This window comes from Solimicrobium silvestre (assembly GCF_002976435.1).
Taxonomy (GTDB): domain Bacteria; phylum Pseudomonadota; class Gammaproteobacteria; order Burkholderiales; family Burkholderiaceae_D; genus Solimicrobium; species Solimicrobium silvestre.
Window position 1 is genome coordinate 1 of record NZ_PUGF01000027.1, and the last position, 19,234, is coordinate 19,234.

The following is a 19,234-nucleotide window of genomic DNA, read 5'->3' on the forward strand; positions in this document are numbered from 1 at the left end:
CGGCTTTATAACCCGTTGAACCTTCCTGATACCGTTTAACAACGGCTAGTTTGAATTGCTTTGAATACTTACTCATGAAAACACCCCAAAAGTTTGGACGGATGTCCAACTTTTGGGGTGCAGTTCAATTAGGGCGTTTTTCATTCCAGCTAGCTTTTGGTACTAAGCCATTTCTGCAATTTTCTTATCTACCTCATTCACCGCCACATGCTCACCTGCAATAAACATGTACATCGCAGGAACGACGAATAACGTAAATAAAGTACCGATGGACAGCCCGGTGAAAATAATCAACCCCATCGCATGACGGCCTGCAGCACCAGCGCCAGATGCAATTACCAGTGGTAATACACCAAACACCATCGCAGCAGTTGTCATCAGAATCGGACGCAACCGTTCACTGGCAGCTTCTTCAATTGCTTCACGTTTGCTCATGCCTTTATTACGTAGCTGGTTGGCAAATTCCACAATCAAAATACCGTGCTTACTAATCAGCCCCATTAGGGTAACCAGCCCAACCTGAGTATAAATATTAATGGATGTAAAGCCCCAGAAAATAAATATTGTTGCACCAAACAGAGCCAGTGGAACTGAAACCAGAATCACTAACGGATCGCGGAAGCTTTCAAACTGTGCTGCCAGCGCCAAAAACACAATAATCAATGCAAAGACCGCTGTCGCTGCAAAACCACCGGATTCATTCATAAATAGTCGAGATTGACCTGAATAATCCATTGTGTAACCGGTTGGAGCAACTTCTTTTAAAGCATTACGCAAAATATCCAATGCTTCACCTTGCGAAACACCCGCTACACCAGAAATTGTTGCCGAATTAAGCTGCTGAAAGTGATTAATGGCTTCAGGAACTACAGTAGTCGTAATATGCGCAATAGTACTGGCAGGGATCATATCGCCAGCCGGAGTTCTGATATGGAAATCCAATAAATCATCTGGATTTAAACGATTCACCTGCAGAACTTGCGGAATAACCTTATATGAACGACCAGCGATCGAAAAGTAATTCACGTAGCCGCCACCTAATGCAGCACCCAAAGCCTGACCAACGTCTTGCTGAGTCATGCCTAAAGTCGCGATTTTGTCACGATCAACGACCAACGTTGCCTGTGGCTTATCTAGTTTCAAATCGTTATCAAGGAAATAGAATTTACCGGAAGCTTGTGCCTTCGCAATCACTTGCTGGGCAACTTCATTCAGATTTTCAAATGGTTCTGTAGTAGTGATCAACACTTGTACAGGAAGTCCAGACGAACCTGGCAGAGCAGGAAATTGGAATGCAACTACCCGAACACCTGCAATTTTATTCCATTTTTCTTGCAACTCTAGTTGAACTTCTTTAGCACCACGGGTCCGTTGATCCCAATCTTTCAACAAAACACCGCCAATTCCCTGATTACTGGTAGGCACGCCAGTCAATTGGAACATTTGCTTATATTCTGGGAAATCTTTAGCGGCTTTAAAAATTTGATCTGCATAGGTTTGCATTTGATCAGCAGTCGCAGTTGGTGGTCCTGTCACCAAAGATAATACAATCCCTTGATCTTCCTCAGGCGCCAATTCTGATTTCGACATCTTAAACATCATGACCCAGCAAACGATCAAAATCACAGCCATGACAATCAAAACTTGCCAAGTATTAAGTAAGCTGTGCAATATTCGCATATACCCGTGTCGCACTTTTTCAAAAATGCGATCAATGAACATCACAAAACGGCCAGTATCTTGTTCAGGTTTAAAGAAGCGTGAACACATCATCGGCGACAAAGTTAAAGCAACCACGCCTGACACAGCAACCGCACCTGCCAAGGTAAAGGCAAACTCAGTAAACAAAGCACCGGTTAATCCACCCTGGAAACCAATAGGAACGTACACGGCAATCAACACTACCGTCATTGCCAAAATCGGCCCACCAAGTTCACGTGCCGCCAGCAATGAAGATTCAAGCGGTGATTTACCTTCCTTCATATGTCGATCGACGTTTTCAACCACGATAATGGCGTCATCGACAACCAGACCAATTGCTAAAACGAGCGCCAATAAAGTCAGTAAATTGATGGAGTAACCTAACATCAGCATGATGAAAAAGGTACCAATCAAAGAAAGTGGCATTGCAATAACTGGTATCACCACAGCGCGGAAGCTACCGAGGAATAAGTAAATAACGATAGTAACAATCAGCAAAGCTTCCAACAATGTTTTAATAACTTCACTGATGGAGGTAGTAATAAATTCAGTCGAGTCATAAACAATTTTGCCGGTTAAACCATGTGGCAATTCTGATTGAAGCGCAGGAAATGCTTTGCGGACTCGCTCAGCAACATCAAGAATATTTGCTTCCGGTGCCACTTTAATACCGATAAAGACTGAGCGAACGCCGCTAAATGCCACGTTAAAGTCATAATTTTCAGAGCCTAGAGTGACAGTAGCAACATCTTCCAAACGTACAATTGCCCCATTACTTTGCTTGACGGCCAATTGCTTAAACTCATCAACTGAATGTAAATCCGTACCCGCAGTTAATGGCACCGTGACCATTTGGCCCTTGGTTGCACCTAAAGCAGTCAGGTAATTATTGCTGGCTAATGCAGCACTGACGTCAGCGGCAGTTACGCCAAAGGCCGCCATTTTTCCAGAGTCCAACCATGCCCGTAACGCAAAAGTACGTGCGCCCAATATTTCGGCCGTTTGCACGCCGTCAACCGAATCTAATTTTGGTTTAACAGCCCGCAACAAGAAGTCAGTCACATCATTCGTCGGCAATGTATCACTATAAAAACCCATGTACATCGCATCAGTAGTTTGACCAGTTTGCACCGTCATTACTGGCACTTGTGCTTGCGCTGGCAACTGATTTTTAACCGAATTAACCTGAGTACTAATTTCCGTCAAGGCTCGATTGGCATCGTAATTTAATCGCAGCGTCGCAGTAATAGTAGAGACACCATTAGTGCTGGAGGAAGAAAGGTAATCAATCCCTTGTGCCTGAGAAATTGCAGACTCAAGTGGTTGAGTAATAAATCCAGCAACTGTCTGCGCATCAGCGCCATAGTAAGCAGTAGATACGGTAACTATCGCATTTTGCGTTTTTGGATACTGGTTAACTGGCAAGCTAAATAGTGACTTCACACCGAGCACCACAATCAACAAGCTAACAACAATAGCTAAGACTGGGCGTCGTATAAAAAGATCGGTAAATTTCATCGTTTGCCTCTTAATGCTCTTGAGGAGTCGGGTTTGGATCGTTAGCTGGAAGCACCGAATTATCCACAACTATCCAAGTGTCGTTTTTCAATTTAAGTTGACCACTCGTCACTACTTCTTGCCCTACTTCCAGGCCTTTAGTAATTGCAACCTGATCTCCGCGCGTTGCACCTGTCGTAACAAAGACTTGGTTGACTTTCAACATCGCAGCGCCTTTATCGTCTTTGCCCTGCTTCACAACAAAAACTGTTGATCCGTATGGGTTATAAGTAATCGCGGTTTGTGGCAAGGTAATATATTTATTTTTATCGCCCACATCTAGACTGACATTGGCAAACATACCTGGCAATAATTGTTGCTTTTCATTGCTCAATTTTGCTTGCACTTGTACATTCCGACTACTGGCATCAACCACTGGATTAATAGCATTTACCTTGCCTGCAAATGGAGCTTCAGGATAAGCATCGCTAATAATTTTAAGATTTTGATCCACTTTCAACATGGAACTTTGTTTTTGTGGAATAGAAAAATTCACATAAATTGGATCTATCGTTTGCAGAGTTACCAGTTTATCGCCAGGGTTCACGTATTGCCCTGGATTGATTGCGGTAATTCCTAAGCGGCCAGCAAACGGGGCGCGAATAGTTTTCTTTTCCACTAACGCGGTTTGTTGTGCTACCAATGCTCGTTTATTTTTTAAATCGGCTTTATCAGCGTCAACTTGCGCTTGACTCACGCCTTCTACAGCCAACTGAGCCTCATCTCGTTTCAATACGGTCGCAGCCAATTCTGCAGAGGCTTCTAATGCTTGTAATTGCGCAATATCAGAGTCCGCATTAAGAGCGATTAAAAGATCACCCTTCTTAACGTGCTGACCGGATTTAAATTTGATTTCACGAACCAAACCAGCAATTTCAGAAGTCACATCGACGCCGCGATAAGCGGTAACGGTTCCAACCGAAGATAATTGCGGCTGCCATTCGGCCGCAGCCACTTTGGTTGTCGTCACCGTTTGAGCACTAGGTTTTGGTGAACTCGCAATTAATTTTTGAATATGTAAATAAAAACCGAAAGCGATTCCGGCAATTAATACAACGATACATCCCAACATGATGAGCAAACGCTTAGTCATGAATACTTCCCCTTACGATTCAATGTTCAAAATAATATGTAAATAAGATGCTTCTCAATGTTACGTTTTACTGATTAAAGCCATTGCTTATTCATTTTTCACCGAAATATCTTTTAAATCCGGCCGGTTCCACCAACCACCACCCAGCGATTGAAACAACGCTGCGGTATCGGCATAGCGTGCCGCTTGCGCTTGCACCAAACCAATACGTGCAGTTTGGTAAGTACGTTTTGCATCGAGTAACGCTAAAGAATTCACTGCACCCAAATTAAATTGCTGTGTAGTTAAATCCAAAGTTTGCTTAGCGATAGCTTCAACTTCCACTTGCTGCTTTAATGTTTTCGCATCAAAGTCCAAGGCTTGTAAACTGTCTGCAACGCTTTGGAAAGCCGACAAGACATTCGAACGATATTGCGCATCAATCTGATCATAAGCTGCAAGCGCCGCACGACGCTTGGCTGACAGTGCCCCACCATTAAAAATGGGTTGAGTTATACCAGCGCCCAAACTCCATAAACTCCATTCTTTTTTAAATAGATTTCCTGGTGTAAGCGCTGCGGAACCATAACTGGCCGACAAGGTAAATTGGGGATATTGATTTGCTGTAGCCACCCCAACTTGCGCACTCGCCTGATGCAACAGTGCTTCGTTGGCACGAATATCTGGTCGTTGACGCACCAGCGCCGAAGGAATGGAAACTGGTAATTCTTGTGGCAACTGTAAAGAGTCTAAGTGGAACTCAGGCAAACCCGTATCGCTAGGCAGTCGTCCGGCATACACAGCCAACTGATTGCGAGTTTGCTGTAACGATTTTTCTAATCCTGGCAAACTTGCGCGTGTCTGGGCAAGCAAATTACGTTGTTCTAAAACGCTGACTTTGGGAATTCCGCCTAAAGTTAATTGACGCTCCATAACCTCTAGCTGTTTGGCCTGAAATTGCAGAATTTCTTCTGTGGCTTGAATCTGAGCTCTTAAGGAAGCTTCTTTAATCGCAGTTGTGACCAAGTTAGCGGTGAGTGATAAATAAGCAGCTTCAACTTGGAAACGTTGATAATCTACCGCCGCCTGCATACTTTCCAGCTCACGCTTATTCGCCCCAAATATATCTAAGGTATACGACACATTCACCGATGCGTTATACAGGTTATACAACTCGCCGCCAGGAACATTGGTCGATACAGCTGAAGCCAAGTCGCGCCCTGCTCCCAAATTAGCACTGACATTTGGGTAAAGCGTATTACCCGATTGCGCATTGTAATTTTCTTTTGCCTGACGTAATGCAGCTTGCGCCGAAGCCAAATCCGGACTTTGCGTTAATGCTTGGCGAATTAATGTGTCTAATTCTTCAGAGTGAAATACTTCCCACCATTGCGCAGGGATATCTTGCGCTACTACTAACTTTTGGGAAATGCCCGATTTTCCTTCTGACGCTTCAGTTTGTGTCGCTACAGGTGTTGACGTATATGAGTATGCATCGGAAGAACTGGATACTGTCTGCGCTGGAGCCTCTGGCGCTTTAAAGTCTGGGCCAACGGCACAGCCACTTAAAGCTAAACCAAGAGAAAGGCCTAAAACTGCTCGCCCGCTTGTGCTTAGGGCCAATGTTTTTAAGGGAAATTCCATCATTTTTTTCACTAGTACACTCCTGATTTGTGTTAATGACTGAAAAGTCAGATAAATATTATACCGTTTTTAAAAATTGATTATTTATTAGAATTAAAAACTTTCAATTTGGATGCGGCCTAAAAACAGCTTAATTCATTAATGACTCAAAAGTCAGAAGCGGATTATAACGGTTTTTATTATTTTTACTTATTAAAATATTACAAATTAAATAAAAATGATGAAATAGTTAAGTTCTCTATAAAAACATCATCATTATTGCCATTGCCCACGCAAAGCTTGCACTTTTTCTTGCAAAAATTCAGGGGTTGCCAATTCAGATGGAATTGGTTCACCGACAATTAACTCCAGTTTTGAGAATAACCCACGTCGGAATGTACGTTTGAATGGGTTGTCACTACCACGACTATATATACTGCCCCACAATCCGCGTAATGCCATCGGAATTACTGGCACAGGAGTCCGCTCAATGATTTTTTGAATGCCATTTTTAAATGTATTCAATTCGCCGTTTTGGGTTAATCGGCCTTCTGGAAAAATACATACTAAATCTCCATCGTGCAATGCCTTGGCAATATCCACAAAAGCATGTTCCATGATCCACGGATCTTCTTTGGCAGAAGCAATAGGTATCGCTTTACCAGTTTTAAATATCCAGGAGAATACCGGAATATTAAAGATCCGATGATCCATCACAAATCGAATCGGACGTGGCGCGCAAGCTGCAATAACCAACGCATCTAAATAACTGACGTGATTACAAACCAGCACCGCCGCACCTGTTTCCGGGATACGGCTAATGTCGATCCCACGCACGCGATGAATCGTATGTATGAGTAACCACACCAAAAACCGCATTAAAAACTCAGGTACCAAACTAAATATATAAATAGCGACTAAACCATTTAAGCAGGCTGTAACCAGAAAAATCTGTGGGATGCTTAAACCAGACTTAAGCATCACCATTGCTGACAGCGCAGCTACCACCATAAACAGCGAATTTAAAATATTCATGCCGGCAATAGTGCGCGACATGTGCTCTGGATCGCAACGAGTTTGAATGAGCGCAAATAAAGGGACTATATATAGGCCGCCAAAGATACCGATGCAAACAATGTCAAACAAGATCCGCCAACTGCCCGTTTGCTGCACAAATTGAAACAAATCAACGCTGCTAGTATTAACGTATTGCACGCTAGATAAATATAAATCAATGCCAAACAGTGACAGGCCGATGGCACCAAAGGGCACTAAACCGATTTCGACTTTATGTCCAGATAAACGTTCGCATAATAATGAGCCTGCGCCAATTCCAACCGAGAAAACTGCCAGCAACAACACGAACACGCTATGATCACCATGCAAATATTCTTTAGCGTATTGCGGAAATTGTGCCAATACAATCGCGCCATAAAACCAAAACCATGAATTACCTAGCAACGATAAAAAGACCGTGCGGTTTCGGCTGGAAAAACGGATATTGCGCACTGTTTCAGTAAACGGGTTCCAATTCATTACCAGATTAGGCGCGGGTGCTGGCGACCTTGGTATTTTCCAGCTCACAGCACAACCCAATATCGCTATTCCGATCGTGCCAAGTGCGACTAAATGAATCCCCCAAGGCTTATGGACCACCAACACGGCGCCAATTATTTCACCCAACAAAATACCGACAAACGTGCCCATTTCAATAATGCCGTTACCTCCAACCAACTCATCGTTTTTTAAATGCTGTGGCAGGTAGGCGTATTTGACCGGTCCAAACAAAGTTGAATGCAGCCCCATTCCCGCAACGGCCACAATCAATAACCACAATTGATGCGAAAACCAGCCAAGCGCAGCAACACTCATGATGAAAATTTCCAGCAATTTAACTGCTCTGGCTAGCTTGCCTTTTTCTACCTTGTCAGCAATTTGTCCTGCGCTCGCGGAAAATAACAAGAACGGCAAAATAAATAATCCGGGGATCAAATTATTCAGCACGCCGACATCCATCGTAGTCCAATTTAAAGCGTCGAACGTGAGGATCGTGAGCAGCGCAGTTTTAAACACGTTATCGTTGAGCGCGCCCAAGAATTGAGTCCAAAAAAATGGGGCAAAACGGCGTTGTAGCAGCAGGACAAATTGATTTTTTGGTTTCATTTGGGAAAGGAATTCTGGACAATTTAGCGAATATACATCAACATCTGAAAAAGATGTTGAATTTAAAACTTGCCAATAAAATTAAATCGCCCTTAGCAAAAAGTCGCTATGTAAATCAGTATAAATATATAATTACAACACCTGTTTTATCCCGACTCTGCCCACCCTTTCCATTTACTAAGTTAGACATGAAAATTTCTTATCAACTATTGCATCACACATCATTAATTTTGTTGCTATCTGCGGTATCCGGACTCTGTAGCGCACAAAGCAACACTCAAGCGGCTAGTACGCCAGTTGCCAGCACAGAAACAGTGCCAATGACTGTTGCCACAGCGCCTGCAAAAATAAATTCCTTGATTAAAATCGATGAAAAAATCGGCACAGGCGCTGAAGCAACGAGAGGTTTATACGTTGACGTGCACTATACCGGCTGGATTTACAACCCGAATGCGGCAGACCGGCATGGCCTCAAATTTGATAGTTCTCGTGACAGCGGACAACCGCTGACATTCCAAGTGGATGCCAGAAACGTCATACGCGGATGGGATATGGGTGTAAGTGGAATGAAAGTGGGCGGTAAGCGCACCTTAATTATTCCAGGTTATCTGGCTTATGGCACTAAAGGCAGTAACTCAATACCGCCGAATGCAACCTTGATTTTTGATGTGGAATTGATGGACGTGAAGTAAACACACTAACTGGTCACCTTCATCAAAAAGTGACCAGCTTAGTTACCAGATTGATGACTATGCCGTAGCTTATTTATTAACTGGCTTTAATTCTGGCATCCGATAACACTTTACGGATTGTCGCCGCTAACTCTTCCGCTACAAATTTGGCTACATAGGCATCCGCACCAACGTTTTTTACATGCTCTTCATTGGTTGAGCCGGTCAATGACGAATGGATGACGACAGGTAGCGACTGGAAACGAGTATCGTGTTTGATTTTTCTGGTTAATGTAAAACCATCCATTTCTGGCATTTCTAAGTCAGTTAGTACCAATGCGACTTTGTCATGAATTGTTTTGCCCTGCGCTTCCAACTCATTCGACAATGCCTGTAATTTCTCCCAACACTCTTTACCGGTTTTAGTCATAATAAACGGCGCTCCCATTGCCGTTAAGCCGCGCTCAATCAAGGTACGTGCCATATGAGAATCATCGGCCGCAAGAATTAAGGTTCCCGGAGGCAACAGCAACGTTGGGCCTACCGTTTTTGCGTCAATTTCTGGCTCTTCAGGTTGTATTGAACGTAATATTTGCTCCACATCAAGCACTTGGGCTAAACGGGTGTTGGCAATATCGCCATCTAAACGCGCAATACTTGTGACCATCCCAGCTACCGAGCTTGATTCGGCTGAAAGCACTTGGCCCCAGTCTAAACGAACTATTTCTTCAACCGACTCAACCGCAAAACCTTGGGTCGAGCGGGCATATTCGGTGACTAATAAAATATTAAGCCCAGAACTTGGAACGCATCCAACTACCGTTGGCAAATCAATCACGGGAATAATTTGCCCACGCAAATTAACCACGCCCAGCATATTTTCTACTGCGCCAGCCACTTCTGTGATGCTAGGCATAGCGACAATTTCACGCACTTTAAAGACGTTAATCCCAAATAATTCAGCGTGCGAGGTATGTTTTGCGACTCCCAAACGGAACAAAAGCAGTTCAAACTTGTTCGATGCCGTTAAATTGGTACGTTCATCAATTTCTTGTTGAATTGAACTCATGTTACCTCCAAGGAGTCGGTCGAAGTTACCCAGCTATGAATAGATTATAGTGACGATTTCTAAACAGGCTAGGCATTTCCGACAGAAAACTTATTTTATGATGCGATAGCAAGGTACGTAGAGTTTACCGGGCAACTTCATACGCTGTTGCTGCACAAAAGAAGTTAATAGCGCATCAATTGATTCCATTAAATCGGAATCGCCCGTCAACTCAAAATGTCCAAATTCTTCAATCGCGCGAATTCCGGCTTCTTTGACATTGCCCGCAACAATTCCTGAAAAGGCACGCCGCAAATTTGCCGCTAATAAATGCGTATCCTGATTTTTATGTAACTGTAATTGCCGCATATTCAAGTGATTCGGGATAAATGGGTGTTGGAATTCGTTAGGAATTTTCAGCGCCCAATTAAAATAATAGGCATCTGAAGTCGCTTTGCGATACGCCCTCACCTCACCAATACCGGCTAGCACTTGTTGCGCTACCAATACGGGATTATCAATAATGATCTGGTAACGGTTTTGTGCCTGAGCGCCTAACGTTGCACCAATAAATTGATCAATTAATTTAAAGTAACCAGCCGCACTGGCAGGCCCGGTAAATATTAATGGGAAAGGCGTATCAACATTATCTGGATGCAACAAGATGCCTAAAATATATAAAATCTCTTCGGTCGTGCCAGCCCCGCCAGGAAAGATCACGATGGCATGACCTAAGCGCACAAAGGCTTCCAGTCGCTTCTCTATATCAGGCAAAATCACCAGTTCATTAACGATGGCATTCGGTGCTTCTGCTGCAATAATTCCCGGCTCTGTTACCCCTAAATAGCGACCATTAGCAATGCGCTGTTTGGCATGCCCAATAGTTGCGCCCTTCATCGGCCCTTTCATAGCACCAGGCCCACAGCCGGTACAAATATTTAAACCACGCAAACCAAGCTGATAGCCAACGTGTTTGGTGTAATCATATTCGTTGCCGGAAATAGCATGCCCGCCCCAACAAACCACTAGGTTAGGATTAACTAGCGGATGCAATTGATTGGCATTACGCAATATATGAAAGACAGCATCGGTAATTCCTTGCGAGGTCGTGATGTCAAATTGCGCGTTACCTTCAATTTCACTATTCAGAAAAATGATATCGCGCAACACAGCAAACACATGCTCCTGAATACCTTTAATCATCACGCCATCGACAAATGCACTAGCTGGTGCATTTTTTATGTCTAGCTTAATGCCGCGCTCGCGATGAATAATACTGATGGAAAAAGAAGGATACCTAGCGAGCAATTCTTTACCATCATCTAACGCGTTGCCGCTATTTAATACTGCTAAAGTACAGTGTCTGAAGATGGTATACAAGCCCCCATGGCTGGTATCAAGTAACTTATTGACTTCGGCTTTTAATAAAACGTCTAGCCTGCCTTCAGGGGAAATTTGAGTATCTAGAACCGGATATTCCATATTGCCCTCATTGATGTAAATTGAAATGAAAGCTAAGTAATTAATTTAGCTTGCTGAAATCAGTGTAATTCAATTTAACAAAATCGACACCATGCACTTAGTAATACGAGATTTTCAATTCCCCATACCAGGGTATTTATTTAATAAACAGCTTAATTATTTAGATAATAGAACGCGGTAAAAATATACTGCCACAAAATAAAAAATCTACCTTTCTATGATCCACTCAATGCGTTAAAAAATATCAAAGATCAGCCGGAGTATATATTTACGCCGCGTTTACACTATTTTTACACCCTCAATAGCGACTTATACAACAACTTTACCCAACTTTACGTATCGTACCCTCACCACATCAATGGAGTATGTATGGATATTACCTATCTGATCGGCATCTTCTTATTTGCCGCTATCACGCTATTAATTATCAAAGGTTGCAGCCGACTAGGAGGCGATAAATGAATAGCTTATTAATCATCGCTGGAATTATTGCCGCCTTATTGTTCGTGTATCTCGTTTATGCCTTATTAAAAGCGGAGACATTTTAATGAATTCGTCTATTCACTTCCAACTCGCGCTGTTCTTGATTGTATTGATGCTGTGCGCCGTACCACTGGGGGGCTATATTGCCCGCATCATGTCCGGCGAAGGCAATGCCGTTACACGCCTGATCGGCCCAATTGAACGGTTTATTTACCGGATTTGCGGCGTTGACCACAACACCGAAATGGGCTGGAAAAGTTACGCTTTTGCCGTCATCCTGTTTAATTTATTAGGCGTACTTGCTGTATACGCTTTGCAGCGCCTGCAAGGTTTTTTACCGCTGAATCCGCAAGCCATGGCAGCTATTTCACCAGACTCTTCTTTTAATACCGCGATTAGTTTTGTTACCAACACCAACTGGCAAGGTTATACCGGCGAAGCGGCGATGAGTTATTTAACGCAAATGCTGGGCCTTGCAGTGCAAAACTTTTTTTCTGCAGCAACCGGCTTGGCGGTTGTCATCGCCATGATTCGCGGCTTTGCTCGGCACAGCATGCAAACTATCGGCAATTTTTGGGTCGATATCACACGCAGCGTGTTGTATATCTTGCTGCCGTTAGCGTTAATTATTGCCGTATTCTTTATGGGCCAAGGCGTTATTCAGAATTTCGACGAGTATAAAACCGTTAACCTGACTGAAGCACTGACCTATACACAACCTAAAGTAGATGCTGCCGGTGCTCCAGTATTAGACGCTAAAGGCGTAGCCGTACAAGAAACACTTACTACGACCACGCAAACTTTGCCGATGGGGCCAGTCGCATCACAAGAAGCGATCAAAATGGTTGGGACCAACGGTGGCGGTTTCTTCAATGCGAATTCGGCACATCCTTATGAAAATCCAACCCCACTGTCTAACTTCATCCAGATATTAGCGATCTTTTTAATTCCTGCTGCGTTGTGCATTGCATTCGGAAAAATGGTTGGCGATCCTCGTCAGGGATGGGCAGTATTAGCCGCCATGACGGTTATTTTCGTGGTCATGGCGTATTTTGCCAATGCCGCTGAAATGCAAGGCAATCCGGCATTGAATGGCATGGGAATTGACCAAACAGCGCAAGTCAGCAGCGGCAACTTTGCTCAGGCTGGCGGCAATATGGAAGGCAAAGAAACCCGTTTCGGGATTGTCGCTTCCAGCATTTTCGCCACCGTCACTACGGCAGCGTCCTGCGGTGCGGTCAACGGCATGCACGATTCATTCACTGCTCTAGGTGGCATGGTGCCACTCTGGTTAATTCAACTCGGTGAAGTGGTATTTGGCGGTGTTGGCTCAGGTTTGTACGGCATGTTGATTTTCGCGATATTAGCGGTATTTATTGCAGGTTTGATGATCGGTCGCACACCAGAATATCTCGGCAAAAAAATCGAAGCCTTCGACATGAAAATGGTATCGATTGCGATTTTGGTAGGTCCATTTTTAGTCTTGGTTGGAACCGCCATCGCGGTACTCGTGACCGATGGCAAAGCCGGCATTTTAAATCCGGGGGCACATGGTTTCACCGAAGTGCTGTATGCGTTTTCTTCGGCGGTCAATAACAACGGTAGCGCGTTTGCCGGGATTTCTGCCAACACGCCGTTCTATAACATCATGTTAGCTATCGCCATGTGGTTTGGACGCTTCCTGGTCATTGTTCCGGTATTGGCTATTGCTGGCTCCTTAGTACGTAAAAAACGCCTGGCCACCACTGTTGGCTCATTACCTACCCACGGCCCCTTGTTTGTGGTTCTGTTAATCGGCAGCGTGATTATTGTTGGCGCACTGACTTACATCCCTGCATTGGCACTTGGCCCTGTGATTGAACATTTGACACTTAGCGCTGGTCACTAAGATCAACAGCTAAGAGATATCAGCGAAAGCACATATGACTCATAAAATAAATCAATCCCTATTAAACCCAGACATTCTTAAAGTCGCGTTGGTCGACGCATTCCGTAAATTATCGCCACGCACCCAGATTAAAAACCCGGTGATGTTTGTGGTGTTTATCGGTAGTTTGCTAACGACTGGCCTAGCCTTTCAAGCAGTATTCGGCAAGGGTGAAGCACCAGCCAACTTCATTATTGCCATCGCCTTATGGTTATGGTTTACCTTATTGTTTGCTAACTTTGCCGAGGCGCTAGCCGAAGGCCGCAGCAAAGCACAAGCGGAATCATTGCGCGGCGCTAAACAAGACGTAAAAGCCAAAAAACTACAGCAACCTAAGTACGGTTCAACCCAGTTGCTAGTGAACGGCTCAACCCTGATCAAGGGCGATGTCGTGCTGGTAGAAGCGCACGATGTGATTCCTGCCGATGGTGAAGTCATTGAAGGCGCGGCATCAGTCGACGAATCTGCTATTACCGGCGAATCGGCTCCGGTGATTCGTGAATCCGGTGGCGATTTTAGCTCTGTCACCGGTGGCACTCGCGTGCTGTCTGACTGGATCGTGGTACGTGTTTCGGTTAATCCCGGTGAGGCATTTTTAGATCGTATGATCGCCATGGTGGAAGGCGCTAAACGTCAAAAGACTCCGAATGAAATCGCTTTAACGATTTTATTGGTGGCACTGACGATTATCTTCTTGTTGGCAACGGTAACGCTGCTGCCGTTCTCGCTGTTTAGCGTAACAGCCGCTGGTGCTGGCTCGCCGATCACGATCACCGTATTGGTCGCGTTATTAGTCTGCTTAATTCCAACGACGATCGGCGGTTTATTATCGTCCGTCGGTATTGCCGGTATGAGCCGCATGATGCAGGCCAATGTGATTGCCACATCTGGTCGCGCAGTCGAAGCTGCTGGTGACGTCGATGTGCTGTTGCTGGATAAAACCGGCACGATTACTCTTGGCAACCGTCAAGCATCTACCTTCCATCCGGCTACGGGTGTCACTGCGGAACAATTAGCCGATGCCGCACAGTTATCTTCCTTAGCAGATGAAACTCCGGAAGGTCGCAGCATCGTTATTTTGGCTAAGCAAAAATACCAATTACGCGAACGTAATATTCAGGCATTAGGCGCTACTTTTATTCCATTTACGGCACAAACTCGGATGAGTGGCGTCGATTTGGATGAATCTCATAGCGGCAATGCATCGGAAAAACGTCATATTCGCAAAGGCTCGGTTGAGGCAATTCGCCAATACGTGACTAACTTAGGACACGCTTTCCCTAAAAACGTCAGTGACTTGGTCGAGCAAGTTGCAAAAAAAGGCAGTACGCCATTGGTCGTAGTGGATGGCAGCAAAGTGATGGGCGTGATTGAACTGAAAGACATCGTTAAAGGTGGCATTAAAGAACGCTTTGCAGAGTTACGCAAAATGGGCATTAAAACCATCATGATTACCGGTGACAACCACTTAACCGCCGCCGCCATTGCCGCTGAAGCTGGGGTTGATGATTTTCTGGCAGAAGCTACACCGGAAGATAAATTAAAACTGATCCGTAGCCATCAGGCAGAAGGCAAGCTGGTTGCCATGACCGGTGACGGTACCAACGATGCGCCAGCATTAGCGCAAGCCGATGTGGCCGTAGCGATGAATACTGGTACTCAGGCAGCAAAAGAAGCTGGCAATATGGTGGATTTGGATTCCAATCCAACCAAGTTGATTGAAATCGTAGAAATCGGCAAACAAATGCTGATGACGCGCGGTTCACTCACCACCTTCTCAATTGCGAATGACGTGGCCAAGTATTTTGCGATTATTCCAGCGGCCTTTGCCAGCACCTATCCGCAATTGAATACGCTGAACGTGATGCATTTAACGACACCAGCCAGCGCCATTTTATCTGCGGTTATTTTTAATGCCTTAATTATTGTGTGCCTGATTCCGTTGGCGCTCAAAGGCTTGAAATACCGTGCTTTAGGCGCTGCCATATTATTGCGTCGCAATTTATTAATCTACGGCTTGGGTGGTTTGATTGTGCCTTTTATCGGCATTAAATTCATCGACGTTGTGTTGACCATTCTTGGTTTAGCTTAAGGAACTCCTATGAAAACCCTCATTCGCCCCGCAGTCAGTTTATTTGTCGTGCTTAGTATTCTGGTCGGATTGATTTACCCCATGCTCACTACCGGCATCGGCAAAGTCGTTTTTTCCGATCAGGCCAACGGCAGTTTGATTGAAAAAGACCACAAAATCGTCGGTTCTAGCCTGATCGGTCAAAACTTCAGCGGCCCTGGTTATTTTTGGGGTCGTCCGTCAGCCACTAGCCCAATGCCTTATAACGGCTTGAACTCTGGCGGATCCAACTTTGGCCCATCTAACCCAGCGCAAAAAGCTGCTGTGGCAGATCGGATTAAAGCATTGCATGACGCTGACCCAAGCAATACGCAAGCGATTCCAGTTGATTTAGTCACCGCTTCCGGCAGTGGTTTAGATCCGCAAATTAGCCCGGCAGCAATCAATTATCAGTTGCAACGGGTTGCCAAAGCGCGCAACATTAATCCCGAAGTGCTAAAACAGCTCGTGGCTAAATACACCGAAGCGCCACAACTCGGTATTTTTGGCGAAGCGCGAGTCAATGTGCTGCAGTTGAATTTAGCATTAGATATACAAAAATAAGATGCAAAAATAAGCTGCAAACACAAACTCAGCATTACAGCACCAAGCTATGCAAGGACAGGTTCCAGACCTGCCCTTGCATTGTTAGTTTAGAATATGTGAATTCATTTTAAGAAAAAATTATGATTGATAGCCGACCAGATCCCGACGAACTGCTCGATAAAATTCAGCGCGAAGACGCCAAACAACAGCGCGGCCATTTCAAGCTGTTTTTTGGATCTTGTGCCGGAGTGGGGAAAACTTTTTCCATGCTATCTGCTGCTAAAGCGCAGCAACTGCTCGGCGTGGATGTCATCGTTGGCGTAGTTGAAACCCATGGTCGCCGCGAAACCATTGCAATGACGGAGGGATTGGATATTCTCCCGCTGCAAAAAATTAATTACAACGACAAGCTGCGTGATGAATTTGATCTTGATGGCGCATTAAAACGCAAACCAACGCTGATATTAATGGATGAATTAGCGCATTCAAATATCCCTGGTACGCGTCATCAAAAACGCTGGCAAGATGTAGAAGAATTATTAGCCGCAGGGATTAATGTGTATTCCACGGTCAACGTTCAACATCTGGAAAGTTTAAATGACATCGTTGGGCAAATTACCGGCATTCGAGTCTGGGAAACCATCCCTGACCGCGTTTTTGATATGGCCGATGAAATCACCTTGGTTGATCTGCCGCCCGACGAATTATTACGCCGCTTAAAAGACGGCAAAGTATATATCCCACACCAAGCAGAACGTGCTTCCAAAAATTTTTTCCGCAAAGGTAACCTGATCGCATTACGCGAACTGGCTTTGCGCCGCACCGCCGATCAGGTTGACACGCAAATGCGCGACTATCGCGCAGATCAATCGATACATCACGTCTGGCAAGCCAAAGAACGCCTGCTGGTTTGTATCGGCCCGCATGACAGCAGCAATAAACTGGTACGTAGCGCAGCACGCCTGGCGGCTAGTTTGCGCGCTGATTTAATTGCGGTCTATATCGAAACAACGGCTTTACAAAAACTATCAGATAAACGCCGCGACGCGATACACAAAACCCTCAAACTGGCGCAGGAATTAGGTGCAGAAACCAGTACCTTATCCGGTGAAAAATTAGCCCCCGTATTACTCAGCTACGCACGCAGCCGTAACGTGACCAAACTGGTTATCGGCAAATCGATGCGCCCTACCTGGTCACGTGTGTTACGCACCAGCCTGGCAGACGAATTAGCCAGCCGCACCACCGATGTGGATGTCTATGTAGTTGGGCATGACATTGAACCGGAACCAATCAGCGGTGGTAGCCATACCCATTACGATACGTTAACTGGGGCGGCGGGCAGCAACGACGTGCAACCCTGGGGTTATTTGTGGGCGGCAGCCATTTGTATAGCCGTCACAGGCATTACCGAAGGCTTACTCAATGTATTTGATTTGGCCAATGTCATCATGCTGTATTTGCTGGCCGCCGTATTAATTGCCATCCGCTTTGGACGCGGGCCGAGTATTTTTGCCTCTTTTCTCAGCGTCGCCACATTTGACTTTTTCTTCGTGCCGCCGCGTTATTCATTCTCTGTCTCGGACACCCAATACCTATTTACTTTTGTGATTATGTTGGCAGTCTCTCTGATCATCAGTAACTTGACCGCAAATTTGCGTTACCAAGCGCGTATTGCCAGTTATCGGGAGCGGCGCACCAATGCCTTGAATACCATGAGTAAAGCGCTTTCATCGGCATTAATGGTGGAACAGATTATTGAAATAAGTAATGAGCATTTGGTTGGGATTTTTCAAGCAAAAATAGCGATCTTGCTGCCAGATAGCCATGAAAAAATTCGTCAGCCGTTAGCCAACACCAGCAGCGTTCCTGAGCACCTTGATCTCGGAGTTGCGCAATGGGTGTATGACCATCAACAGCGTGCGGGCCTCGGAACCAACACCCTGCCCGCTAATGCTCTGCTGTATGTACCTTTACAAGCTCCGATGCGCACGCGTGGCGTAATAGCGATTGCACCACTACAGCCAAGACAGATTTTTCAGCCTGAACAGCAGCAGTTGTTAGACACTTTTGCCGCGCAAATTGCGCTGGCACTCGAACGCGTACACTACGTGGAAGTCGCCCAGGATGCATTAATTAATATTGAAGCAGAACGCTTACGCAACTCACTACTCTCAGCGATTTCGCATGACTTACGTACACCGCTTACCGCAATTATTGGCTTATCCAGTACATTGGTTGAACAATCGCAGTTAAGTGAAAAAATCCGCTCCGAATTAATTCATGGAATTAATGAAGAGGCACAGCACATGAACAGCTTGATTATTAACTTGCTGGATATGGCTAAACTGCAATCGGGGAAAGTAGTGCTTAACAAGCAATGGCAACCGATAGATGAAGTGATCGGCAGTGCGTTGCGCATCTCAAGCCAGCTAACGGCAAAACATCAGATTAAACTTGAAATAGATAAAAATTGTCCGATATTGTCATTTGATGCGGTGCTGATTGAACGCGTCTTGTGTAATTTAATTGAAAATGCCGTTAAATATGGGCACGATCAAATCTTAATAAAAGCAAAAGTAAAGGATGACGAGTTTATTTTAAGCGTTATTGATAATGGCCGAGGCCTACCAGCTGGAATGGAAGAGAAAATATTTGAAAAATTTACCCGCGGTGAAAAAGAATCCGCCACGCATGGAGTGGGTTTAGGTTTGGCTATTTGCAAAGCAATTATCGAAACCCATAACGGTAAAATATGGGCCACTAACGCACCAATGCAAGGTGCCAATATCAGTTTTTCGCTACCACTTGGCGATGCACCTAAAATTGAAAACGAATAACTCAAAACTTA

General features: G+C 44.9%; 12 protein-coding genes. 6 read left to right on the forward strand and 6 right to left on the reverse strand.

What is annotated here, in order from left to right:
• Positions 1–162: 162 nt before the first annotated feature.
• The 4 genes from S2091_RS20330 to S2091_RS20345 form a co-directional block, all read right to left on the reverse strand.
• Positions 163–3,219: an efflux RND transporter permease subunit gene (locus S2091_RS20330; protein WP_105533805.1), complete on the reverse strand. Its 3,057-nt coding sequence runs from the start codon at positions 3,217–3,219 to the stop codon at positions 163–165.
• Between the two features lie 10 nt (positions 3,220–3,229).
• A complete protein-coding gene (locus S2091_RS20335; protein WP_105533806.1) occupies positions 3,230–4,351 on the reverse strand; it encodes an efflux RND transporter periplasmic adaptor subunit in 1,122 nt (373 codons plus the stop codon).
• An 87-nt stretch (positions 4,352–4,438) separates the two neighbouring features.
• Positions 4,439–5,977, reverse strand: a complete 1,539-nt coding sequence (locus S2091_RS20340) for an efflux transporter outer membrane subunit (protein WP_112886624.1) — start codon at positions 5,975–5,977, stop codon at positions 4,439–4,441.
• A 252-nt stretch (positions 5,978–6,229) separates the two neighbouring features.
• A complete protein-coding gene (locus tag S2091_RS20345; protein ID WP_105533808.1) occupies positions 6,230–8,116 on the reverse strand; it encodes an MFS transporter in 1,887 nt (628 codons plus the stop codon).
• Between the two features lie 188 nt (positions 8,117–8,304).
• On the opposite strand from S2091_RS20345, the gene S2091_RS20350 reads away from it, so the two are divergent.
• Positions 8,305–8,808, forward strand: a complete 504-nt coding sequence (locus tag S2091_RS20350) for an FKBP-type peptidyl-prolyl cis-trans isomerase (RefSeq protein ID WP_105533850.1) — start codon at positions 8,305–8,307, stop codon at positions 8,806–8,808.
• Between the two features lie 76 nt (positions 8,809–8,884).
• On the opposite strand, the gene S2091_RS20355 is transcribed toward S2091_RS20350, so the two are convergent.
• Both S2091_RS20355 and ppnN read right to left on the reverse strand, forming a co-directional pair.
• Complete coding sequence (locus S2091_RS20355; protein ID WP_105533809.1) at positions 8,885–9,856, reverse strand: chemotaxis protein; 972 nt, start codon at positions 9,854–9,856, stop codon at positions 8,885–8,887.
• A 90-nt stretch (positions 9,857–9,946) separates the two neighbouring features.
• The gene (ppnN, locus tag S2091_RS20360; RefSeq protein WP_105533810.1) at positions 9,947–11,317 is read right to left on the reverse strand and encodes a nucleotide 5'-monophosphate nucleosidase PpnN; all 1,371 of its coding nucleotides are present in this window, start codon (positions 11,315–11,317) and stop codon (positions 9,947–9,949) included.
• 458 nt (positions 11,318–11,775) lie between these two features.
• Between ppnN and kdpF the strand changes: the two genes are divergently transcribed.
• From kdpF to S2091_RS20390, 5 genes are all read left to right on the forward strand, one after another.
• Complete coding sequence (gene kdpF, locus S2091_RS20370; protein WP_105533812.1) at positions 11,776–11,865, forward strand: K(+)-transporting ATPase subunit F; 90 nt, start codon at positions 11,776–11,778, stop codon at positions 11,863–11,865.
• Positions 11,865–13,688: a potassium-transporting ATPase subunit KdpA gene (kdpA, locus tag S2091_RS20375; RefSeq protein WP_105533813.1), complete on the forward strand. Its 1,824-nt coding sequence runs from the start codon at positions 11,865–11,867 to the stop codon at positions 13,686–13,688. Before kdpF ends, kdpA begins: the two co-directional genes overlap by 1 nt.
• Before the next feature lie 34 nt (positions 13,689–13,722).
• Positions 13,723–15,819 carry a potassium-transporting ATPase subunit KdpB gene (kdpB, locus tag S2091_RS20380; RefSeq protein ID WP_105533814.1) on the forward strand — a complete coding sequence of 699 codons (2,097 nt, stop codon included), beginning with the start codon at positions 13,723–13,725 and terminating at the stop codon, positions 15,817–15,819.
• A 9-nt stretch (positions 15,820–15,828) separates the two neighbouring features.
• Positions 15,829–16,401, forward strand: a complete 573-nt coding sequence (kdpC, locus tag S2091_RS20385) for a potassium-transporting ATPase subunit KdpC (protein WP_105533815.1) — start codon at positions 15,829–15,831, stop codon at positions 16,399–16,401.
• A gap of 122 nt (positions 16,402–16,523) precedes the next feature.
• Positions 16,524–19,223 carry a DUF4118 domain-containing protein gene (locus S2091_RS20390; protein ID WP_105533816.1) on the forward strand — a complete coding sequence of 900 codons (2,700 nt, stop codon included), beginning with the start codon at positions 16,524–16,526 and terminating at the stop codon, positions 19,221–19,223.
• Positions 19,224–19,234 lie beyond the last annotated feature (11 nt).